The sequence below is a fragment of the Lacunisphaera limnophila genome (assembly GCF_001746835.1).
GTDB classification, from domain to species: domain Bacteria; phylum Verrucomicrobiota; class Verrucomicrobiia; order Opitutales; family Opitutaceae; genus Lacunisphaera; species Lacunisphaera limnophila.
The window spans coordinates 1,935,294-1,950,386 of the sequence record NZ_CP016094.1; the positions used below are offsets into that span (position 1 = coordinate 1,935,294).

The following is a 15,093-nucleotide window of genomic DNA, read 5'->3' on the forward strand; positions in this document are numbered from 1 at the left end:
AGAAGACTACTCGGGGTTCTTCCAGCGAACGAAAGTCAGGGCGAGGATTTGCAGGTCGAGCCAGGGGGACCAGTTCTCGATGTAATAGATGTCGTACTGGATGCGGCGGACGAGGTCGCTCTCGCCGCGCAGGCCGTTGATCTGGGCCCAGCCGGTCATGCCGGGTTTCACGAGGTGGCGCGGCAGGTAGTGGGGAATCACGGCGGACAACTGCGCGACGTGGTGCGGGCGCTCGGGACGCGGGCCGACGAGGCTCATGTCGCCGCAGAGGACGTTCCAGTATTGCGGGAGCTCGTCGAGGTTCCAGCGGCGCATCCACGCACCGATGCGGAGCAGGCGGGGATCATGGCGCGGGGTGCTGACCGCCGCCCCGTCGGAGGCCGCGGCATCGGGTAACATGCTGCGGAGCTTGTAGAGCGTGAACACACGGTGGCCGGCGCCGACGCGCGGCTGGGCGAAGAACACCGGGCCGCCGGGCGACTCGCGCTTGATCAACACCGCCAGCAGCGCGATCACCGGCGCCGAGGCGAGCAGGCCCACGGTGGCGCCGAGCAGGTCGGCGGCGCGCTTGGCCCCGCGGTGGAAGAGCTGGTTGATCGGGAGGGTCCCGACCCCCAGCACGGGCAGCCGGCCGATGGTCTGGAGCCGCAGGCCGTTGAGCAGGATCTGGAACGAGGTGGGGATGACCTTCCACTCGACGTAGGTCCGCTCGCAGGCCTCCACGGCGCGGACCACGATCTCGCGCGGGAGATCGCTGCGGGCGGCGATCAGCACATCGATCTCATGCCGGCGGAGATGGCCCTCGAGGTCGTCGAAGCCGCCCAGCATGGGCCGGGTGGCCTGGTCATCGGGCAGCGCGATGGCGCCGCAATAACGGTAGGGATGGGCGTCCTGCCCGCCGAGTTCATCGGCCAGGGCGCGAGCCTCGTCGTTCCAGCCCAGCACGGCCACGCGCTGGCGCACGCGGTCGCGCCACGGCGAGCGGACCAGGGTCTGGTAGAATAACGTGCGCCATGCCGCCATGAGCAGGATGACGCAGAAGAAACCGATGATGACGAAGAGGCGGGAGATCGGGGGATCGAATTTCAACACCAGCGAGACGCTGAGGTAGGCGAGCAGCCAGAAAGTCGCCCCCTTCACAATGAGGCTGATGCCCTGGAAATTCCGGAGCAGCAGGTGGGGTTCGTAGAGGTTAAGCCAGGCAAAGGCCGCGATCAGGAAGCCCACGCCGAGCAACAGGAGAGGCAGGTAGGTGGCGAAGGAGGCATTGGGCACGTCGAGGCCGAGCGCGCCGAGGGGCGAGGCGTAGCGCAGCCAGTAGGCTAGGGCCAGGCTCGCGAACGCCACCAGGGTGTCGCCCAGGAGCAGGCCGACGGGGAGGATCACCTTGCGCAGCCGGGTGGAGGAGGTGGTCATGGGGCGGGCGGCAGGCGGGTGAGCAGGTTCGCTGCCGGGATCCAGCCTTTGGGGGGAAACAGGGTGGAGGCAAATTCCGAAACCAGGCGATTTTGCTGACGCACGTAGAGGTCGATGAGGATGGGGCCATCGGGATGCAGCGCGAGCACGCCGTAGCCGGGGCGGTTCGCCCGCTCCGTGGCCAGCAGGGCGGGTTCCTCGTCGATCCCGGAGGTGAGGAAATCATGCACGGCCGGCGGTGGGTGCCGGGCCGCCCGCCGGGCGAGAGCGGCGGCCAAACCGGGTTGGCGCGGCGTGAACGGCAGGAAGGCTGCGCCCGGTTCGGGCGCGTGCCAGGCCCGGAGCAGGCGATCCCATGGATCGGGTGCGGCCGCGGCCGGCAAGGGAGAACCGTCGAGCACGGCCGCGAGGGTGCGGACGAAGCGGTCGGTCTCCGGGTTGTAGCCCGCGGCCGGAGGCCGTCCTCCGTGCAGCCACCAGCGCCAGAGGTCGCGGACGTAGGGCGCGGCGGGTTGCCCAGCCGCCAGCTCGTCCAGCATCCGGTTGGCCTCCGCCTCGACCTGCGGGCGCAGCGGGGCGAAAGCAGGCCAGGCCCAGAGCGGGGCAGTGAGGGCGGCCGGGTCGTTGAGCCACTCCAGGGCGAAGGCCCGGATCGCGTCCGCCTCGCGGCCGGCGGCGCGGAGGGCGAGGCCCAGGCCGAAGTAGGCGCCGCGGCGATGTGGGGATTCCTGCAGCGTGGCGCGGAAATGGCGGTTCGCGGCCGCCGCGTCTGCGCGTTCCAGGGCGATCCAACCCAGATTGAAATGGGCGTATTCGGTGAAGATCCCGGCGGCGAGGGAGGCGGTGAGTTCGGTGGCGGCCTGGTCGAGCAGGACGGCGCGCTCGGCCACCCCGGGCGTGGCCCCGTGTTGGCTCAGCAGGAGCCCGGCTGCTTGGTGCCGGTAGTAAGGATCGTGCGGGGCGAGCCGGGCTGCGGAAGCGAGGCGGTCCAGTGCGGGCGCCAGCCGGCCGTTGGCGAGGAGGATCAGCGTCTGGTGGTAGCGATAGCGCCCGGCCAGATCGCGCAGCGTGGGCCAGAGCGGAATGACTCCGGCCAGCAGGACCGCCCCGGCGGCGACCAACCGGAAGGTCGGCCCGCCGCGCGACGATGAGCCGGCGGAACCGCCCGCCAGCAGCAGTGCGGCGTTGACCACGAGCAGCGCGTTCAAGGCGGGGAGATCCAATTGGTGATCGGTCAGGGCGAAGAGACCGTAACCCGCGAGCGCGGCGGCGGCCGCGAGCGCCGGGCTGTCCGGCACGGTCAGCCGCCACAAGCGCGCCCCGCGACGCGCGGCGGCCCAGAGGAGCAAGGCGAGGGCCGTGAGCCCCGGCAGGCCGAGTGTCGCCCAGAGCTGGGCGGGAGTGCTGTGCAATTGGAGGACATTGTCCACGCCTGCCGCCAGGCGGTGACGGAGAGTGGGGTAGACCAGCGGCACCGTGCCGGGTCCCCAGCCAGTGACCGGCCGATCGACGCCCATCAGGCGTCCGGCCTCCAGCATCGCGGATCGCTGGGTGTTGCTCTCGCGGGCGGTTTCGCTCCAGGTGCCGCGGACCGCCAGTTCGCGGAGACGCGGGTTGGCGAGCACGGTGACGAGGAGCACGGCGAGCGCGGCCAGCACCAGCAGTCCCTGCTGGCGGCGGGACCAACCGGCGCGCAGCACCGCCCAAGCGGTGCCCGTCACTGCCACGATCCCGGCGGCCAGGGCCGCGCTGCGGCTGCTGGTGACGAGCAGCACGAGGGTGCCGGTGGCGGCCGCGGCCAGCCACCCCGCGCGCCGCCAGCCGCGCGTGCCCCACGCGGCGTGCAGCAGCCAGGGCAGCAGCAGGAGCATCGCGCCCGCCAGCTGGATGGAGTGGCCGAAAGGAAAATCATTCCGAACCGACCAGGAAAAGGCACCGGGACGCGCGATCCAACCTACGAGACTGACCCCGGTGAGCACCGCGCCGATGCCGGCGAGGGCACGGGTGATCAGGCCGGTCCGTCCGCTGGTTTGGTTTTCCTGGGTGATCCAGTGGTGGAGCCAGAGATAGGCAGCCACACCACCCAAAGTGGGCCAGACGCGGGGCAGGCTGGCACCGGCGTAGGGGCTAAGGCCGGCGGAGACGAGGGCGGTGACCGCCAGCAGAATCAGCCCGGCCAAAAGCCCGCGCTCGGGCCGGCGCCAGTTCGGTTGCGTGGCGAGACCGAGGCCCAGTGCCGCCAGCGGAGCCAGCCAGATGCCTTGCAGCACCAGAATCCAAGGCCAGCTAAACTGCCGCGTCGAGGAGGGGTGGACCAGCGTGAGCGCCACCGTGCCCACCGCCGCCAGCGACATCAAATATACCGGCCAGGTACGAGGGGGCAAGGTGAGGGGCTGGGTCACAGGAGGCGCAGGCTGCGGTCACCATAACGCGGCTCGGCCGGTCCCGGTGCAAGTGCTTATCTGCCCGTGGGCTGACCTTGGGTTGGGTGTCCACCCTTGACGGCCGGGAAGCGGGACCGGCATCGTCGCAGGCATGGTCGAAACCCGTCCCAAGCCCAACCGGGCCCTGCTCCTCAAGCTGGCCGTGGTCGCAGTCGTGGGCGGAGCCGGCCTGCTCCTGCTGGCGCGCGGTTATGATATCAAGGGCGGGATCCAGGAAGTGCTGGCCCTGATCCGCGGGGCGGGCGCAGTCCCGTTTTTCCTGGCCATGGCCTTCCTGCCGGCGGCGGGCATGCCCATGTCGTTTTTCTCGCTCACGGCGGGATCGGTCTTTGCCCCGCAGATCGGCATGCCGGCGGTGATCGCGCTCTCGCTCGCGGCCATCACCTTCAGCATGGCCTTCAGTTATTTCCTGGCCACGCGGCTGCTCCGGCCGGTGCTCGAGGCGCTGCTCGTGCGGCTGGGCTACAAGCTGCCGCAGGTCGACTCCGGGGATGTCACCGACCTCATCATCCTGCTGCGCGTGACGCCCGGGGTCCCGTTTCCGGTGCAGAATTATCTGCTCGGCCTCGCCCGGGTGCCGTTTGGCAAATACCTCCTGGTGTCCTCCCTGATCCAATGGCCGGCGAACACGGCGTTCATCCTGTTTGGTGACGCATTGCTGTCGGGCAAGGGCAAGGTTGCCCTGATCTCGCTCAGTTTGATCCTAGCGCTGATGGCCGCCACGCAGCTCGTGCGGAAGCACTACGGGGCGAAAAAGAAAGCCGGCGGCGCATGAGACCGGACGACATCACCCCGGACGAAGGCGGGCGGGTGCAGACCGTCACGGAGTTCAACCGCCGGGTGAAGGAGCTGTTGAAGGGCGGCCTGCCGCCCTGCTGGGTGCAGGGCGAGGTGTCGAACCTGCGGGTGCAGGCCAGCGGGCATGTGTATTTTTCCCTGAAGGATGCGGGCGCGCAGCTGGGGTGCGTGCTGTTCCGCGGCGACGCGACGCGCCAGAGCGTGAAGTTGCGGGACGGCCTGCAGGTGCTGGCCTACGGGCAGGTGGATGTCTATGAGGCGCGCGGGCAGTACCAGCTCATCACCCGCGCGCTCATCGAGCATGGCGCCGGCCGGCTGCAGCAGGAACTCGAACAGCTCAAGCAGCGGCTCGCGGCCGAGGGTCTTTTCGCCCCCGAGCGAAAAAAACCGCTGCCGCTCCTCCCGCGCACGGTCGGCTTCATCACCTCGCCGACGGGCGCGGCCGTGCAGGATTTCATCCGCATCCTGCAGCGCCGCGGCTGGACCGGCCGGCTGGTGGTGCTGCCCGCGAAGGTGCAGGGCGAGGGCGCGGCGGCCGAGCTGGTCGCCATGCTGCGCACGGCGGAGGCGCTGGGGATCTTTGACCTCCTCGTGATCGGGCGCGGCGGCGGCAGCATCGAGGATCTCTGGGCCTTCAACGAAGAGCCGCTGGTGCGGGCCATCGCGGCCTGCGGCCTGCCGGTCATCTCGGCCGTTGGCCACGAGATCGATTACACGCTCAGCGATTTCGCCGCGGACGTGCGGGCGGAGACACCCAGCGGGGCGGCGGAGCTGATCTCCAGCCGGTATCTCGACTGCGTGGAGCGACTCAGCCGGGCGGGCGAGCGGCTGGACGAGTTGGCGCGCACCCGTTGCGCGCAGGCGCGGCAGCAGCTGGACCACGCACACAGCCGGCTGCGGCTGCTGTCGCCGACCGCGGCCATCGAGCAGAACCACCTCCGGTTGGACGACCTGCGCAACCGGCTGGGTTCCGCGCTGCGGGCCTCGTTGCAGGAGGGCCGGCAGTCGCTGGCCGCGGCCCGGTCGCGGCTGGCGGCGACCTCGCCGGAGAAGCGCGTGCAGCTCGAGTCGCACCGCCTGCTGGCCTTGTGGAAGCGGCTCGAGTCCGCCAGCCCGCAGTCGGTGCTCAAGCGCGGCTATGCCATCGTGCGGGATGAGGCCGGCCGGCCGGTGGCCCGGGCGCAGGGCCTGGCGCCCGGCCAGCCGCTCGTGAACGAGTTCCTCGACGGCAAAGTGCGCGTGCGGGTGGAATAATGGCCGGTTCTGGCTACTCTCATCGCGGTATGAAGACCCGGTCCCTCCTTTTTCTCCTCGTCCTGCTGGCCGGGGTGTTTGTTTCCGCCGCCATGAAACCCAACTCCACTCCCCCCGCCGCCAAGGATGCCCTCGAGTGCGCCCCCGGCGAAATTTCCGCCTGCGGCCTGCCGTCGAATGTCGTCATCGACCTGAGCAAGGCGAAGGTGCAGCGCACCGAGGCGCAATGGCGCGCCCGCCTGACGGCGATGCAATACCGCGTGGCCCGCGAGCAGGGCACCGAGCCGCCCTTTCGCAACGAGTACTGGGATTCCAAGGCGGACGGCGTCTATTTCTGCGTCGGTTGCGACACGCCGCTCTTTGACTCGCGCCACAAGTTCGACTCCGGCACGGGCTGGCCGAGCTTCTGGCAGCCCCTGGAAAAGGCGTTCCTCGGCGAGGAGCGCGACGTGGGCTTCGGCATGATCCGGATCGAGAGCCACTGTGTGAAGTGCGGCAGCCACCTCGGGCATGTGTTTGAAGACGGTCCGCGCCCGACCGGCCTGCGCTACTGCATCAATTCCGCCTCGCTGAAGTTCAAACTGCGGGCCGACTATGACAAGTGGGTCGCGCAGGGTGGCGCGGCGAATTGAGGGCTCGTTGTCAGGGGGAGCGGATTCCGCCCGGCAACCGCGCGCCGCTCAATCGTAGAGCCAGTATTTTTTGCTGTGCAGCTGGTAGACGGCGGCGCGCTCGGACCAGTTTTTCACGAAGGCCGCCACGTCGACCCGCATGCCTTCCTTGCTCAGGGCCTCGTACCACGCGGTGGAACCGACGTGGATCTGGAAGGTGCGCTGCTGGGCGCCGGTGAGGGAGGCGAAGACCTTCAGCGGCGACCATTTCTCGGCCTGCTTGTGCATGTAGAAGGACAACTCGGTCGGCCGCCAGGCGGTCCAGTCGACGACCTCGACGAAGACCCCGGCGAGCGGTTTGCCCTCGGCGTTGCGGGTTTCGCGCTTCACGAGGCGGATGCCGGGAATTTGGAACGCCTCGAGGGCCGCGATGATCTCCTCGGGGGTCTTCTTGGGGTGGCTGATTCCCCGGGTCGGATAATCGGCGCGGTAGCCCGCCGGGAGCGCGACCTGGCGCCACGCGGTCTGCTCGCAGCCGAGGCCGATCATCGCATAACCGATGACGGCGTCATAGCTGGTGATCATCGGCGAAGTCTGGACCCAGGTCAGCTCGGTCTCGGGCCAGCGCATGGCCCGGTGCCAGCCGCGCATGGGCACCACGGTCAGTTTGCCCTTGGCGCGAACGCTGTCCTTCACGTGCAGCACGCGCGGCGCCTGCTGGGCCATGGTGGCGAGTTCGCCCATGGTCAGGCCGTGCACGTAGGGTACGCGGAAGGCGCCGACATCGCTCATCCACTCGGCGTCGAGCGGCGGGCCGTCGACCTTGAGGCCGCCGAGCGGGTTGGGCCGGTCGAGGATGATGACCTCCACGCCGTTCTCGAAGCAGGCCTCCATCGTGTAGCGCATCCAGCTGATGAAGGTGTAGGAGCGCACCCCGATGTCCTGCAGGTCGATGACCACCGCATGGAGGTCCTTGAGCTGTTCCTTGGTCGGGCGCTTGTTTTTGCCGTAGAGGGAGTAGATGGGGAGGCCGGTGGGCGCGTGGATCGCGTCGTCAAAGCGCGTGGCGGATTTCGTCGTGCCATCGAGCCCGTTTTCCGGCGCGAAGAGGCAGACGAGCTTCGATTGGGGCGCGCGGCGCAGGACGTTGATGGTGCTCTCGCCGCGGCGGTTGACCCCGGCGCGGTGGGTGAGGAGGCCGAGGCGCTTCCCCGCGATGGCCTTGAAGCCCTCGGCCTCGAGGACGTCGATGCCGAGCATGACGCGGGGCAGCTTTTCCGGGGGAGGGGCCGGGGTGGGCGCCGGTTCAGGGCGGGCGACCGGGGCCGCGGGTTTCTTCGGCTCGGGTTTCTTGGCGTCGGACGCGCAGCCGGCCAGCAGGGCCAGGGCGGCCAGGGCGGAGACAAGGGACGAAAGCGCGATTGACCGGCGGGTCATTGCTCGAATTTCTGAAAACGCCGGCGCGGCTTGGCGAGGAGATTCGCGTGACGGCGCGGGTCCGGCCAGTCTTTGTGCGACCTGGGCCGGGCGGAGACCGGCCCTACTTGGCGCGCCGGGTGGCCACGGCGGCGGCGAGTTGCTCGAGCACCGGCACGGTGGCGTCGAACGACAGGCAGGCGTCGGTGATGCTCTGGCCGGGCACGAGGGGCTGGCCGGGCACGTACTTCTGGGCGCCGCCGACGAGGGCACTTTCGAGCATCACGCCCATGATGGCGCGCGAGCCGCCGGCGACCTGCGCGGCGACATCGGCGGCGACGGCGGGCTGGTGGTCGTGTTTCTTGCCGCTGTTGCCGTGGCTGCAGTCCACGAGGACGACGGGCCGGGCCTCGGCCTTGCCGAGGAGATCTACGGCCTGACGGATGTGCGGCGCGGAGAAATTCGGCCCGCTGTGGGTGCCGCCGCGCAGCACCAGGTGGCAGTCGGGGTTGCCGGTGGTGGCCAGAATGGCGGGGGCTCCCTCGCGAGTGAGGGATGGGAAACAGTGGGCGTGCCGGGCGGACACGATGGCGTCGACCGCCACCTGCAGGTCGCCGTCCGTGCGATTCTTGAAACCGACGGGCATGGAGAGGCCGGAGGCGAGCTCGCGGTGGATCTGGCTCTCGGTGGTGCGCGCGCCGATGGCGCCCCAGGCGACGAGGTCGGCGTAGTACTGGCCGAGCGTGGTGTCGAGGAACTCGGTGCCGATGGGAAGCCCGGCGGCATTCACGTCCAGCATCAGCTGCCGGGCGAGGCGCAGCCCGGCATTGACCTGAAAGGTGCCGTCGAGGTGCGGGTCGTTGATCAGGCCCTTCCAGCCGACGGTGGTGCGGGGTTTCTCGAAATACACCCGCATGACGACGAGCAGGTCGCGGCTCAGCCGGTCGGCCACGGGTTTCAGTTTCCGCGCGTAGTCCAGGGCGGCGGCGGGGTCGTGGATGGAGCACGGGCCCACGATGGCCACGAGCCGGTCGTCGCGACCCTGCAGAATCGCGCTGACGGCGCGGCGGGCGTCATGCACCGCGGCGGCACCCGCCTCGCTGAGCGGCAGATCCTCCTCAAGGATGGCCGGCGAGAGGAGGGGCCGGGTGGTGCGGATGCGGAGATCGGAAATGGGCTGGCGCATGACGGTCGGGCAGGAAAGCGGAGTGACCGGGAAAAGGCACGCGGGAATTTCAGGTGAAGCCCGCGCTCCGCGCGGGTTCCACCGGTAGGACGGTCACGGACGGAAGTTCGGGCCGATCAGCTCGCGCAGGGTGGCGGCGGTGGCCCAAGGGGCACGGTCGGTGTACTGCTGGAGGAACTCCTCGCCCGCGCCGATCTTCACGCGGTCCGGGGTCCACTCGGGGGAGAGCACGTTGACCAACAGGACGTAGCCAGCGCCGGGATGCAGGCGCAGCGCCTTCCAGCACCCGCCGGGAATGGCGACCACCCGTTGTTGGCCGGCGGCGACATCCGGGCCGAGCGTGACCCGGTCCACCGTGCCCCCGGGGTGGAAGATGAAGTAATCGACCGGCCCACCCTCGAGCAGGATGTGGGTGTCGTCCGAGGCCAGCCAGTGCAGGTAGTTGACCGGGGCTTCCGCCGTGAGCAGGTAATGGATGCGGCTCTGGGCGGCGAGCTGCCGGCCGGCCTGCTCCACGGTCTGGGCGGAGCGGCCAAGCAGGCCGAAGTAGCCCGATTCGCCGGGCAGGTAGTCCAGTTGCAAGGTGGAGATGAGTTCCCGGGCGCGGGGATCGGCCGGGGTGGGCGGCGCGGCCCGGAGAAGCAGGGCGCCAACGAGGAAGAGCAGCAGGATTTTCATCGCGAGGTGTCCCGGCAGCCTGGGCCGAGGGGGAATTGTTGTCGACCCCGGGCTTGGTCCGGGCACGTTCGGGCGCATGGTGACCCTCTGCCAGCACGGTTATGAAGCCCTCCTTGAGCGCGAGCTCGCGGCGGCGGGCCTGGCCGTGAGCGAGAAGGGCCCGGGCTGGGCGCTGGCCGCGGAAGGCGTCGTCGCCGACCTGGCCTTTCCGCAGGTGACCCTGATGGCGCCGCAGGAATTTACGGGCGAGTCGGTCAACGCGCTGGCCCAACGGCTCGCGGATTTTTTCCTGGAGAGCCTGCGGGGTGAGCGCATCGACGCGGCGTGGCCGTGTGTGTTCGCGACCGTGCCGGAGGTCGTCGGGCTGGGCCGGCGCGCGAGTGGCGTGGAGAAGGCGTTTGGCGAGCTGCTGCGCAAGAAACTCAACCGGATCGCCAAGCTCGCGGTGCCGGACCTGCCGCGCGGGGCCGGGAAGACGCGCGGGCTGTTCGTGTTCTTCGCGGATTTTGGCCGGGTCTTCGCGGCGCGCGAGGCCTGGCTCGGGGGGCAGCGGCGCATGGCGGACGACGACGCGGCGCCCTCGCGGTCCTACCTGAAGGTCGAGGAAGCCTATATCGTGCTCGGGCGCGAGCCGCAGCCTGGCGAGACGGTGGTGGACCTGGGGGCGGCACCGGGGGGCTGGAGCTACAGCGCGGCGAAGCGGGGCGCGCGCGTCATCGCGGTGGACAACGGCCCGTTGAAGGGCGGGGCGCTGAACCATCCGTTGATCGAGCACCGGCTGGAGGACGCGTTCAAGTTCACGCCCCCGGAAGGCGGCGGCTATGACTGGCTGTTCTGCGATCTCGTCGAAGAACCGCACCATGTGATGCAAAACATCGTGGCGCCCTGGCTGCAGCACGGGTGGTGCCGGCGGTTCGTGATCAACCTGAAATTCGGCCATGTGGACGCCCTGGCGCTGCTGCGGGAGATCCGCGCGGCGGACTCGGCGCTGGCGCGCCACGGGGTCAACCTGCACATCAGACACCTTTATCATGACCGCGAGGAATTCACCGTGGTCGGCGAGCGGGGCTGAGGTGGACCCCACCGGTGGTGGCCGGGCCGTCCGGGGCCCACAACCCGTGGGTCCGGGCCGGCGCCCGTCGGCAGAAGCCCCGCATATTTTGTTGCGCATCGATTGAACGGCGCGGGCACGGACATGAGTCGGGGTCATAAGTCGGCGGGGATCCGCCGGTGCGTTTGACGGTGGCGGCGCGAGGAACTTGTAGTGGGGGCACTGCGCACCCGCGCCGCCGGAAAAGGCGGCGCCGTTTCGTGCCTCGCTGCCACCCACCGCCATGTCCCCATCCCTGCATCCCAAAGTGCATGCCGCCAACGGCCTGCAAGACTTCATCGCCATCTCCCGCTACGCCCGTTACCTGCCCGAGAAACGCCGCCGCGAAACCTGGTCCGAGGCCGTGCGGCGCGTGCGTGACATGCACCTCGCGCATTATCCGGACCGGCCGCTGGCCTCCGCCATCGCCGGCGCGGTGGCGGCGGGCGAGGTCGAGCCGGGGCAGGTGGCCGCACTCGGCGGGCTGGGCACCCTGCATGAGGCGATCCGTGCGGCCTTCGCCGCGGTGCAGGCGCGCGAGGTCCTGCCGTCGATGCGCTCCCTGCAGTTCGGCGGCGAGGCCATCCTCAGCAAGCACGCGCGCATCTACAACTGCGCCTTCACCTACCTCGACCGGATCGAGGCCTTCCGCGAGGCGTTCTACCTCTTGCTGTGCGGCTGTGGCGTGGGTTTTTCGGTGCAGTTGCGCCATGTGGACCGCCTGCCGGCGCTGGCGCCGCGGCGCGAGGGCAACGTCCCGGTGCGGCACGTGGTCGCGGATACGATCGAGGGCTGGGCGGACGCGCTGCATGTCCTCATGACCAACGCCGTGGCGGGGCACGCCGTGGATTTCGATTACTCGCGCATCCGCCCGGAGGGCGCGCCGCTGCGCACGACCGGCGGCAAGGCGCCGGGTCCCGAGCCGCTCTTTCACACGCTGACGCGCATCGAGCGCATCCTGCGCCGCGCGGCGGGGCGGCGGCTCAAGACCGTCGAGGCCTACGACATCCTGTGCTGGGCCGCCAAGGCCGTGCTCTCGGGCGGCGTGCGCCGCTCGGCGACGATCTGCCTATTCTCGGTGGATGACGCCGACATGGCCGCGGCCAAGACTGGCAACTGGTTCGCCGACCACCCGCAACGCGTGGCGAGCAACAATTCCGCCGTGATCATCCGCCGGACGGCGACCCGCGAGCAGTTCATGTCGCTCTTCGAGGCGCAGAAGCAGTTCGGGGAGCCGGGCTTCTACTTTGTGGAGGATCCCGACTATGGCGCAAATCCCTGTGTGGAGATCGGCCTGCATCCGCGCCTGAAGCTCGATGCCGCCGCCATCGCGCGGTTGCGCGAGCTCGGCCACACGGGTCCGCTGCAGGAGGGCGAGGTGCTCACGGGCGTGCAGTTCTGCAACCTGGCGACAGTCTCGGCCGCGGCGGCGGACAGCCGGCCGGCGTTTCACCGCTTGTGTGCGCTGGCTGCGCTCATCGGCACGCTGCAGGCGGGCTACACGGATTTCCGGTACCTGTCCCCGGTCTCGCAGGTGATCACGGAGCGGGAGGCGCTGCTGGGAGTCTCGCTTTGCGGCATTCTGGACCGGCCCGAGTTGCTGCTGGATCCCGCGGTGCTGCAGGACGGGGCGGCGGTGGTGAAGGGGATCAACGCGCTCTTCGCCCGCGTGCTGGGCATCCGGCCCGCGGCGCGCACGACCTGCGTGAAGCCGGAGGGCACGGCGAGCCTCCTCCTCGGGACCAGCAGCGGGCTGCACCCGCACCATGCCCGGCGGTATTTCCGGCGCGTGCAGGCCAATGTCTACGATCCGGTCTACCGGCATTTCCGCCGGGCGAACCCGCACATGGTCGAGCCGAGCGTGTATGATGTGAACGGCCGCACCGAGGTGATTACGTTCCCCGTCGAGGGCCCGGTCTTTGGCGTGTACCGCGACGAGCTGTCGGCCACCAAGCACCTGCACTACATCCGGCTCGTGCAGGAAAACTGGGTGCAGGCGGGGCGCCGGCACGAGGAACATTCGCCGGGCCTGCATCACAACGTGTCCTGCACGGTCTCGGTGAAACCCGACGAGTGGGCCGCCGTGGCGGAGTACATCTGGACGCACCGGCACAGTTTCACCGGGGTCGCGCTGCTGCAGGACTGCGGCGACAAGGTCTACCAGCAGGCCCCGCGCGAGGGGCTGGCGACGCATGCCGACATCGAGAAATGGAATTCGCTCGGCTATGTGCCGGTGGATTTCACGACCCTCGAGGAATCGGAGGACATCACCGAGTTGAAGCAGGTGGCCGCCTGCGCCGGCGGGGCCTGCGAGCTGGTGTGAGGGGCGGGGATTCCCTTGAACCGCGCCCGGCGGCCCCCCACGCTGCCGGCCGGTTCATGAAAACTCCCTTCGTCCCCAAGCAAAAGGAAATCAACATCTGCGGCTGGCAGGCGGTCTCGACGCTGTTTGCCCGCCACCCGGCGGAGGTGCGACGGTTGTTTTTTGACGCCCCCACGGGGAAGCGCGCGGGGGATCTCTGCCGCCTGCTGGCGCAGCACAAGAAGGTCTACCGACAGGTGGAGCCAGCCGAGCTGGAGAAAGTCGCCGGCACCGTGCACCACGGCGGCATCGTTGCGGTCATTGGCGAGCGCCCGCTCAAGAAGGTCACCCGCGAAGTGCTGGCGGACTGGGCCCGGACGAAGGCCCCGCTACTGCTGCTCGACCGCGTGAGCAACGCGAACAACGTCGGCGCCATCGTGCGCACAGCGGCGTTCTTCGGCGTGCGGGCGGTGATCGTGCCGGACCACCCGGCGCAGGCCCTGCCGGGCGAGGCCGCCCACCGGGTCGCGGAAGGCGGCATGGAGTTTGTCGATTTCTACCGCGTGCCGGCGCTGCCGGAATTCTGCGCGGAGCTGAAGCGGACGCATTTCCTCCTCGGGACGAGCCTGACCGGCAACCAGCTGTCGCCCGCGCAGGTCAAGGAGCGCGGGCTGCCGCGTCCGCCCGCGATCATCCTCGGCAACGAGGAGAAGGGCATCGCCCCCAACGTGGCGACGCAGTGCGACCGCCTGGTGAAGATTCCGGGAGCCGATACGGTCGAGTCGCTCAATGTCTCGGCGGCCGCGGCGGTGCTGTGCTGGGAGTTTGTCGGGGCCATGGCGACCAAGTAGTTCTAGTTGGTATTTAGGCGTGGGCCGCAAAGCATCCGGTCACGCCGGGCGCGGCGGAGCCAGCGAGGTGCTGGTGATTCAGTCCAAATTACCAGCCACCGACCACCAACTACTTCCCCTCGGTCCCGCCCAGCAATTTCCGCCAGCGATCCAGCACCCCGGCCGAGCGGGGTTTGACGATTTCCGGCTGCACGTTGATCTCCGGCACGCCGAGGATGGGTTCAAAGTGCCCGGCCTTCTTGTAGAGGATGACCACATCCTGCATGCCCCAGGCTTCCTCGAGGTAGGCGCGCATGATGATGTCGGGATACCGCTGGAGGGTGCGCATCACCCACTCGGGCGAGGTGAGGGCCAGGCCGTAGTCCTCCTCGGCGTTGCTTTCGAAATAGCGCTGGTAGGCGAAACCGGTGCGGGCGTACTCCTCCAGCAGGGCGGGCTTGTCGATGTTCTCGGCGACGTTGCGCCGGCCGCGGGCGAGCAGGCTGGAGACGGTGCGACCCTGGGTGGTGAAGACGATCACGCCGCACTCCTTGGTCCACTTCACGAGGCAGTCGAGGGTGGCGAGCCACCGGTCGCGGCGCAGGTGGGTCACCAGCGAGCCGACCCAGATCAGGTCAAACTGGGACTGGAAGGGCAGCTGGTGCAGGTCGGGCAGGGAATAAACCGGCTTCGCCCCGAACTGGTTGGCGCAAAAATCCACGCCATCGCGGTCAAGGTCACAGGCCGTGATATCGGCGTACGGGTAATGGGCGCGCAGCCAGCGCAAGACGCGGCCGTGGCCGCAGGGCAGGTCGAGGATATTGGGATAGTGCGGCTTGTCGCAGAGCTCGGAGGAAAAATGGATCAGTTCGAGCGCGCGGCGGCCGAGGTCGAAATATTGCTCGGTCAGGGTGGCGTCCGCCTCCTTGGCCAGCATGCCGTCGCGCGGGGCGAGGGCGCGGTCGACGGCCAGGCGGGAAAAATCGTAGAGGGTTTTCATGCGAGGGGACCGGCGCATCAAGGCGGGCGGGCGGGCGGGCGTCAATCGCGGGCAACCTTGCATCCGCG

12 protein-coding genes are annotated in these 15,093 nt (G+C 69.3%); 6 read left to right on the plus strand and 6 right to left on the minus strand.

Going from position 1 to position 15,093, the window contains the following annotated elements; all coding sequences use genetic code 11:
• Positions 1-6: 6 nt before the first annotated feature.
• Together Verru16B_RS08020 and Verru16B_RS08025 are read right to left on the minus strand one after the other, a co-directional pair.
• A complete protein-coding gene (locus tag Verru16B_RS08020) occupies positions 7-1,416 on the minus strand; it encodes a sugar transferase (protein ID WP_069961793.1) in 1,410 nt (469 codons plus the stop codon).
• Entirely contained in the window at positions 1,413-3,770 is a 2,358-nt protein-coding gene (locus Verru16B_RS08025) for an O-antigen ligase family protein (RefSeq protein WP_069961794.1), read from the minus strand. The genes Verru16B_RS08020 and Verru16B_RS08025 overlap by 4 nt, the downstream gene beginning before the upstream one ends.
• Positions 3,771-3,951: 181 nt before the next feature.
• On the opposite strand from Verru16B_RS08025, the gene Verru16B_RS08030 reads away from it, so the two are divergent.
• Genes Verru16B_RS08030 through msrB form a run of 3 tightly spaced genes read left to right on the plus strand, consistent with a single transcriptional unit; the run spans position 3,952 to position 6,544 of the window.
• Positions 3,952-4,635 carry a TVP38/TMEM64 family protein gene (locus Verru16B_RS08030; protein WP_069961795.1) on the plus strand — a complete coding sequence of 228 codons (684 nt, stop codon included), beginning with the start codon at positions 3,952-3,954 and terminating at the stop codon, positions 4,633-4,635.
• Positions 4,632-5,912 carry an exodeoxyribonuclease VII large subunit gene (xseA, locus tag Verru16B_RS08035; protein WP_069961796.1) on the plus strand — a complete coding sequence of 427 codons (1,281 nt, stop codon included), beginning with the start codon at positions 4,632-4,634 and terminating at the stop codon, positions 5,910-5,912. Before Verru16B_RS08030 ends, xseA begins: the two co-directional genes overlap by 4 nt.
• A gap of 29 nt (positions 5,913-5,941) precedes the next feature.
• Positions 5,942-6,544: a peptide-methionine (R)-S-oxide reductase MsrB gene (gene msrB, locus Verru16B_RS08040; protein ID WP_218918824.1), complete on the plus strand. Its 603-nt coding sequence runs from the start codon at positions 5,942-5,944 to the stop codon at positions 6,542-6,544.
• Between the two features lie 48 nt (positions 6,545-6,592).
• On the opposite strand, the gene Verru16B_RS08045 is transcribed toward msrB, so the two are convergent.
• The 3 genes from Verru16B_RS08045 to Verru16B_RS08055 form a co-directional block, all read right to left on the minus strand.
• Positions 6,593-7,960: a DUF1343 domain-containing protein gene (locus Verru16B_RS08045; RefSeq protein ID WP_069961797.1), complete on the minus strand. Its 1,368-nt coding sequence runs from the start codon at positions 7,958-7,960 to the stop codon at positions 6,593-6,595.
• A 103-nt stretch (positions 7,961-8,063) separates the two neighbouring features.
• Complete coding sequence (locus tag Verru16B_RS08050) at positions 8,064-9,125, minus strand: 3-deoxy-7-phosphoheptulonate synthase (RefSeq protein ID WP_069961798.1); 1,062 nt, start codon at positions 9,123-9,125, stop codon at positions 8,064-8,066.
• A 93-nt stretch (positions 9,126-9,218) separates the two neighbouring features.
• On the minus strand, positions 9,219-9,803 hold the full coding sequence (locus Verru16B_RS08055) for a cupin domain-containing protein (RefSeq protein WP_069961799.1): 585 nt from the start codon (positions 9,801-9,803) through the stop codon (positions 9,219-9,221).
• A gap of 76 nt (positions 9,804-9,879) precedes the next feature.
• On the opposite strand from Verru16B_RS08055, the gene Verru16B_RS08060 reads away from it, so the two are divergent.
• The 3 genes from Verru16B_RS08060 to Verru16B_RS08070 all read left to right on the plus strand — a co-directional run bounded on the left by Verru16B_RS08060 (position 9,880) and on the right by Verru16B_RS08070 (position 14,046).
• A complete protein-coding gene (locus Verru16B_RS08060; protein ID WP_069961800.1) occupies positions 9,880-10,875 on the plus strand; it encodes an SAM-dependent methyltransferase in 996 nt (331 codons plus the stop codon).
• Between the two features lie 262 nt (positions 10,876-11,137).
• The gene (locus Verru16B_RS08065; protein ID WP_069961801.1) at positions 11,138-13,216 is read left to right on the plus strand and encodes a recombinase; all 2,079 of its coding nucleotides are present in this window, start codon (positions 11,138-11,140) and stop codon (positions 13,214-13,216) included.
• Between the two features lie 56 nt (positions 13,217-13,272).
• The gene (locus tag Verru16B_RS08070) at positions 13,273-14,046 is read left to right on the plus strand and encodes a TrmH family RNA methyltransferase (RefSeq protein WP_069961802.1); all 774 of its coding nucleotides are present in this window, start codon (positions 13,273-13,275) and stop codon (positions 14,044-14,046) included.
• 109 nt (positions 14,047-14,155) lie between these two features.
• Here Verru16B_RS08070 and Verru16B_RS08075 read toward each other — a convergent pair whose 3' ends face one another.
• Entirely contained in the window at positions 14,156-15,025 is an 870-nt protein-coding gene (locus Verru16B_RS08075) for a class I SAM-dependent methyltransferase (RefSeq protein WP_069961803.1), read from the minus strand.
• Positions 15,026-15,093: the final 68 nt, after the last annotated feature.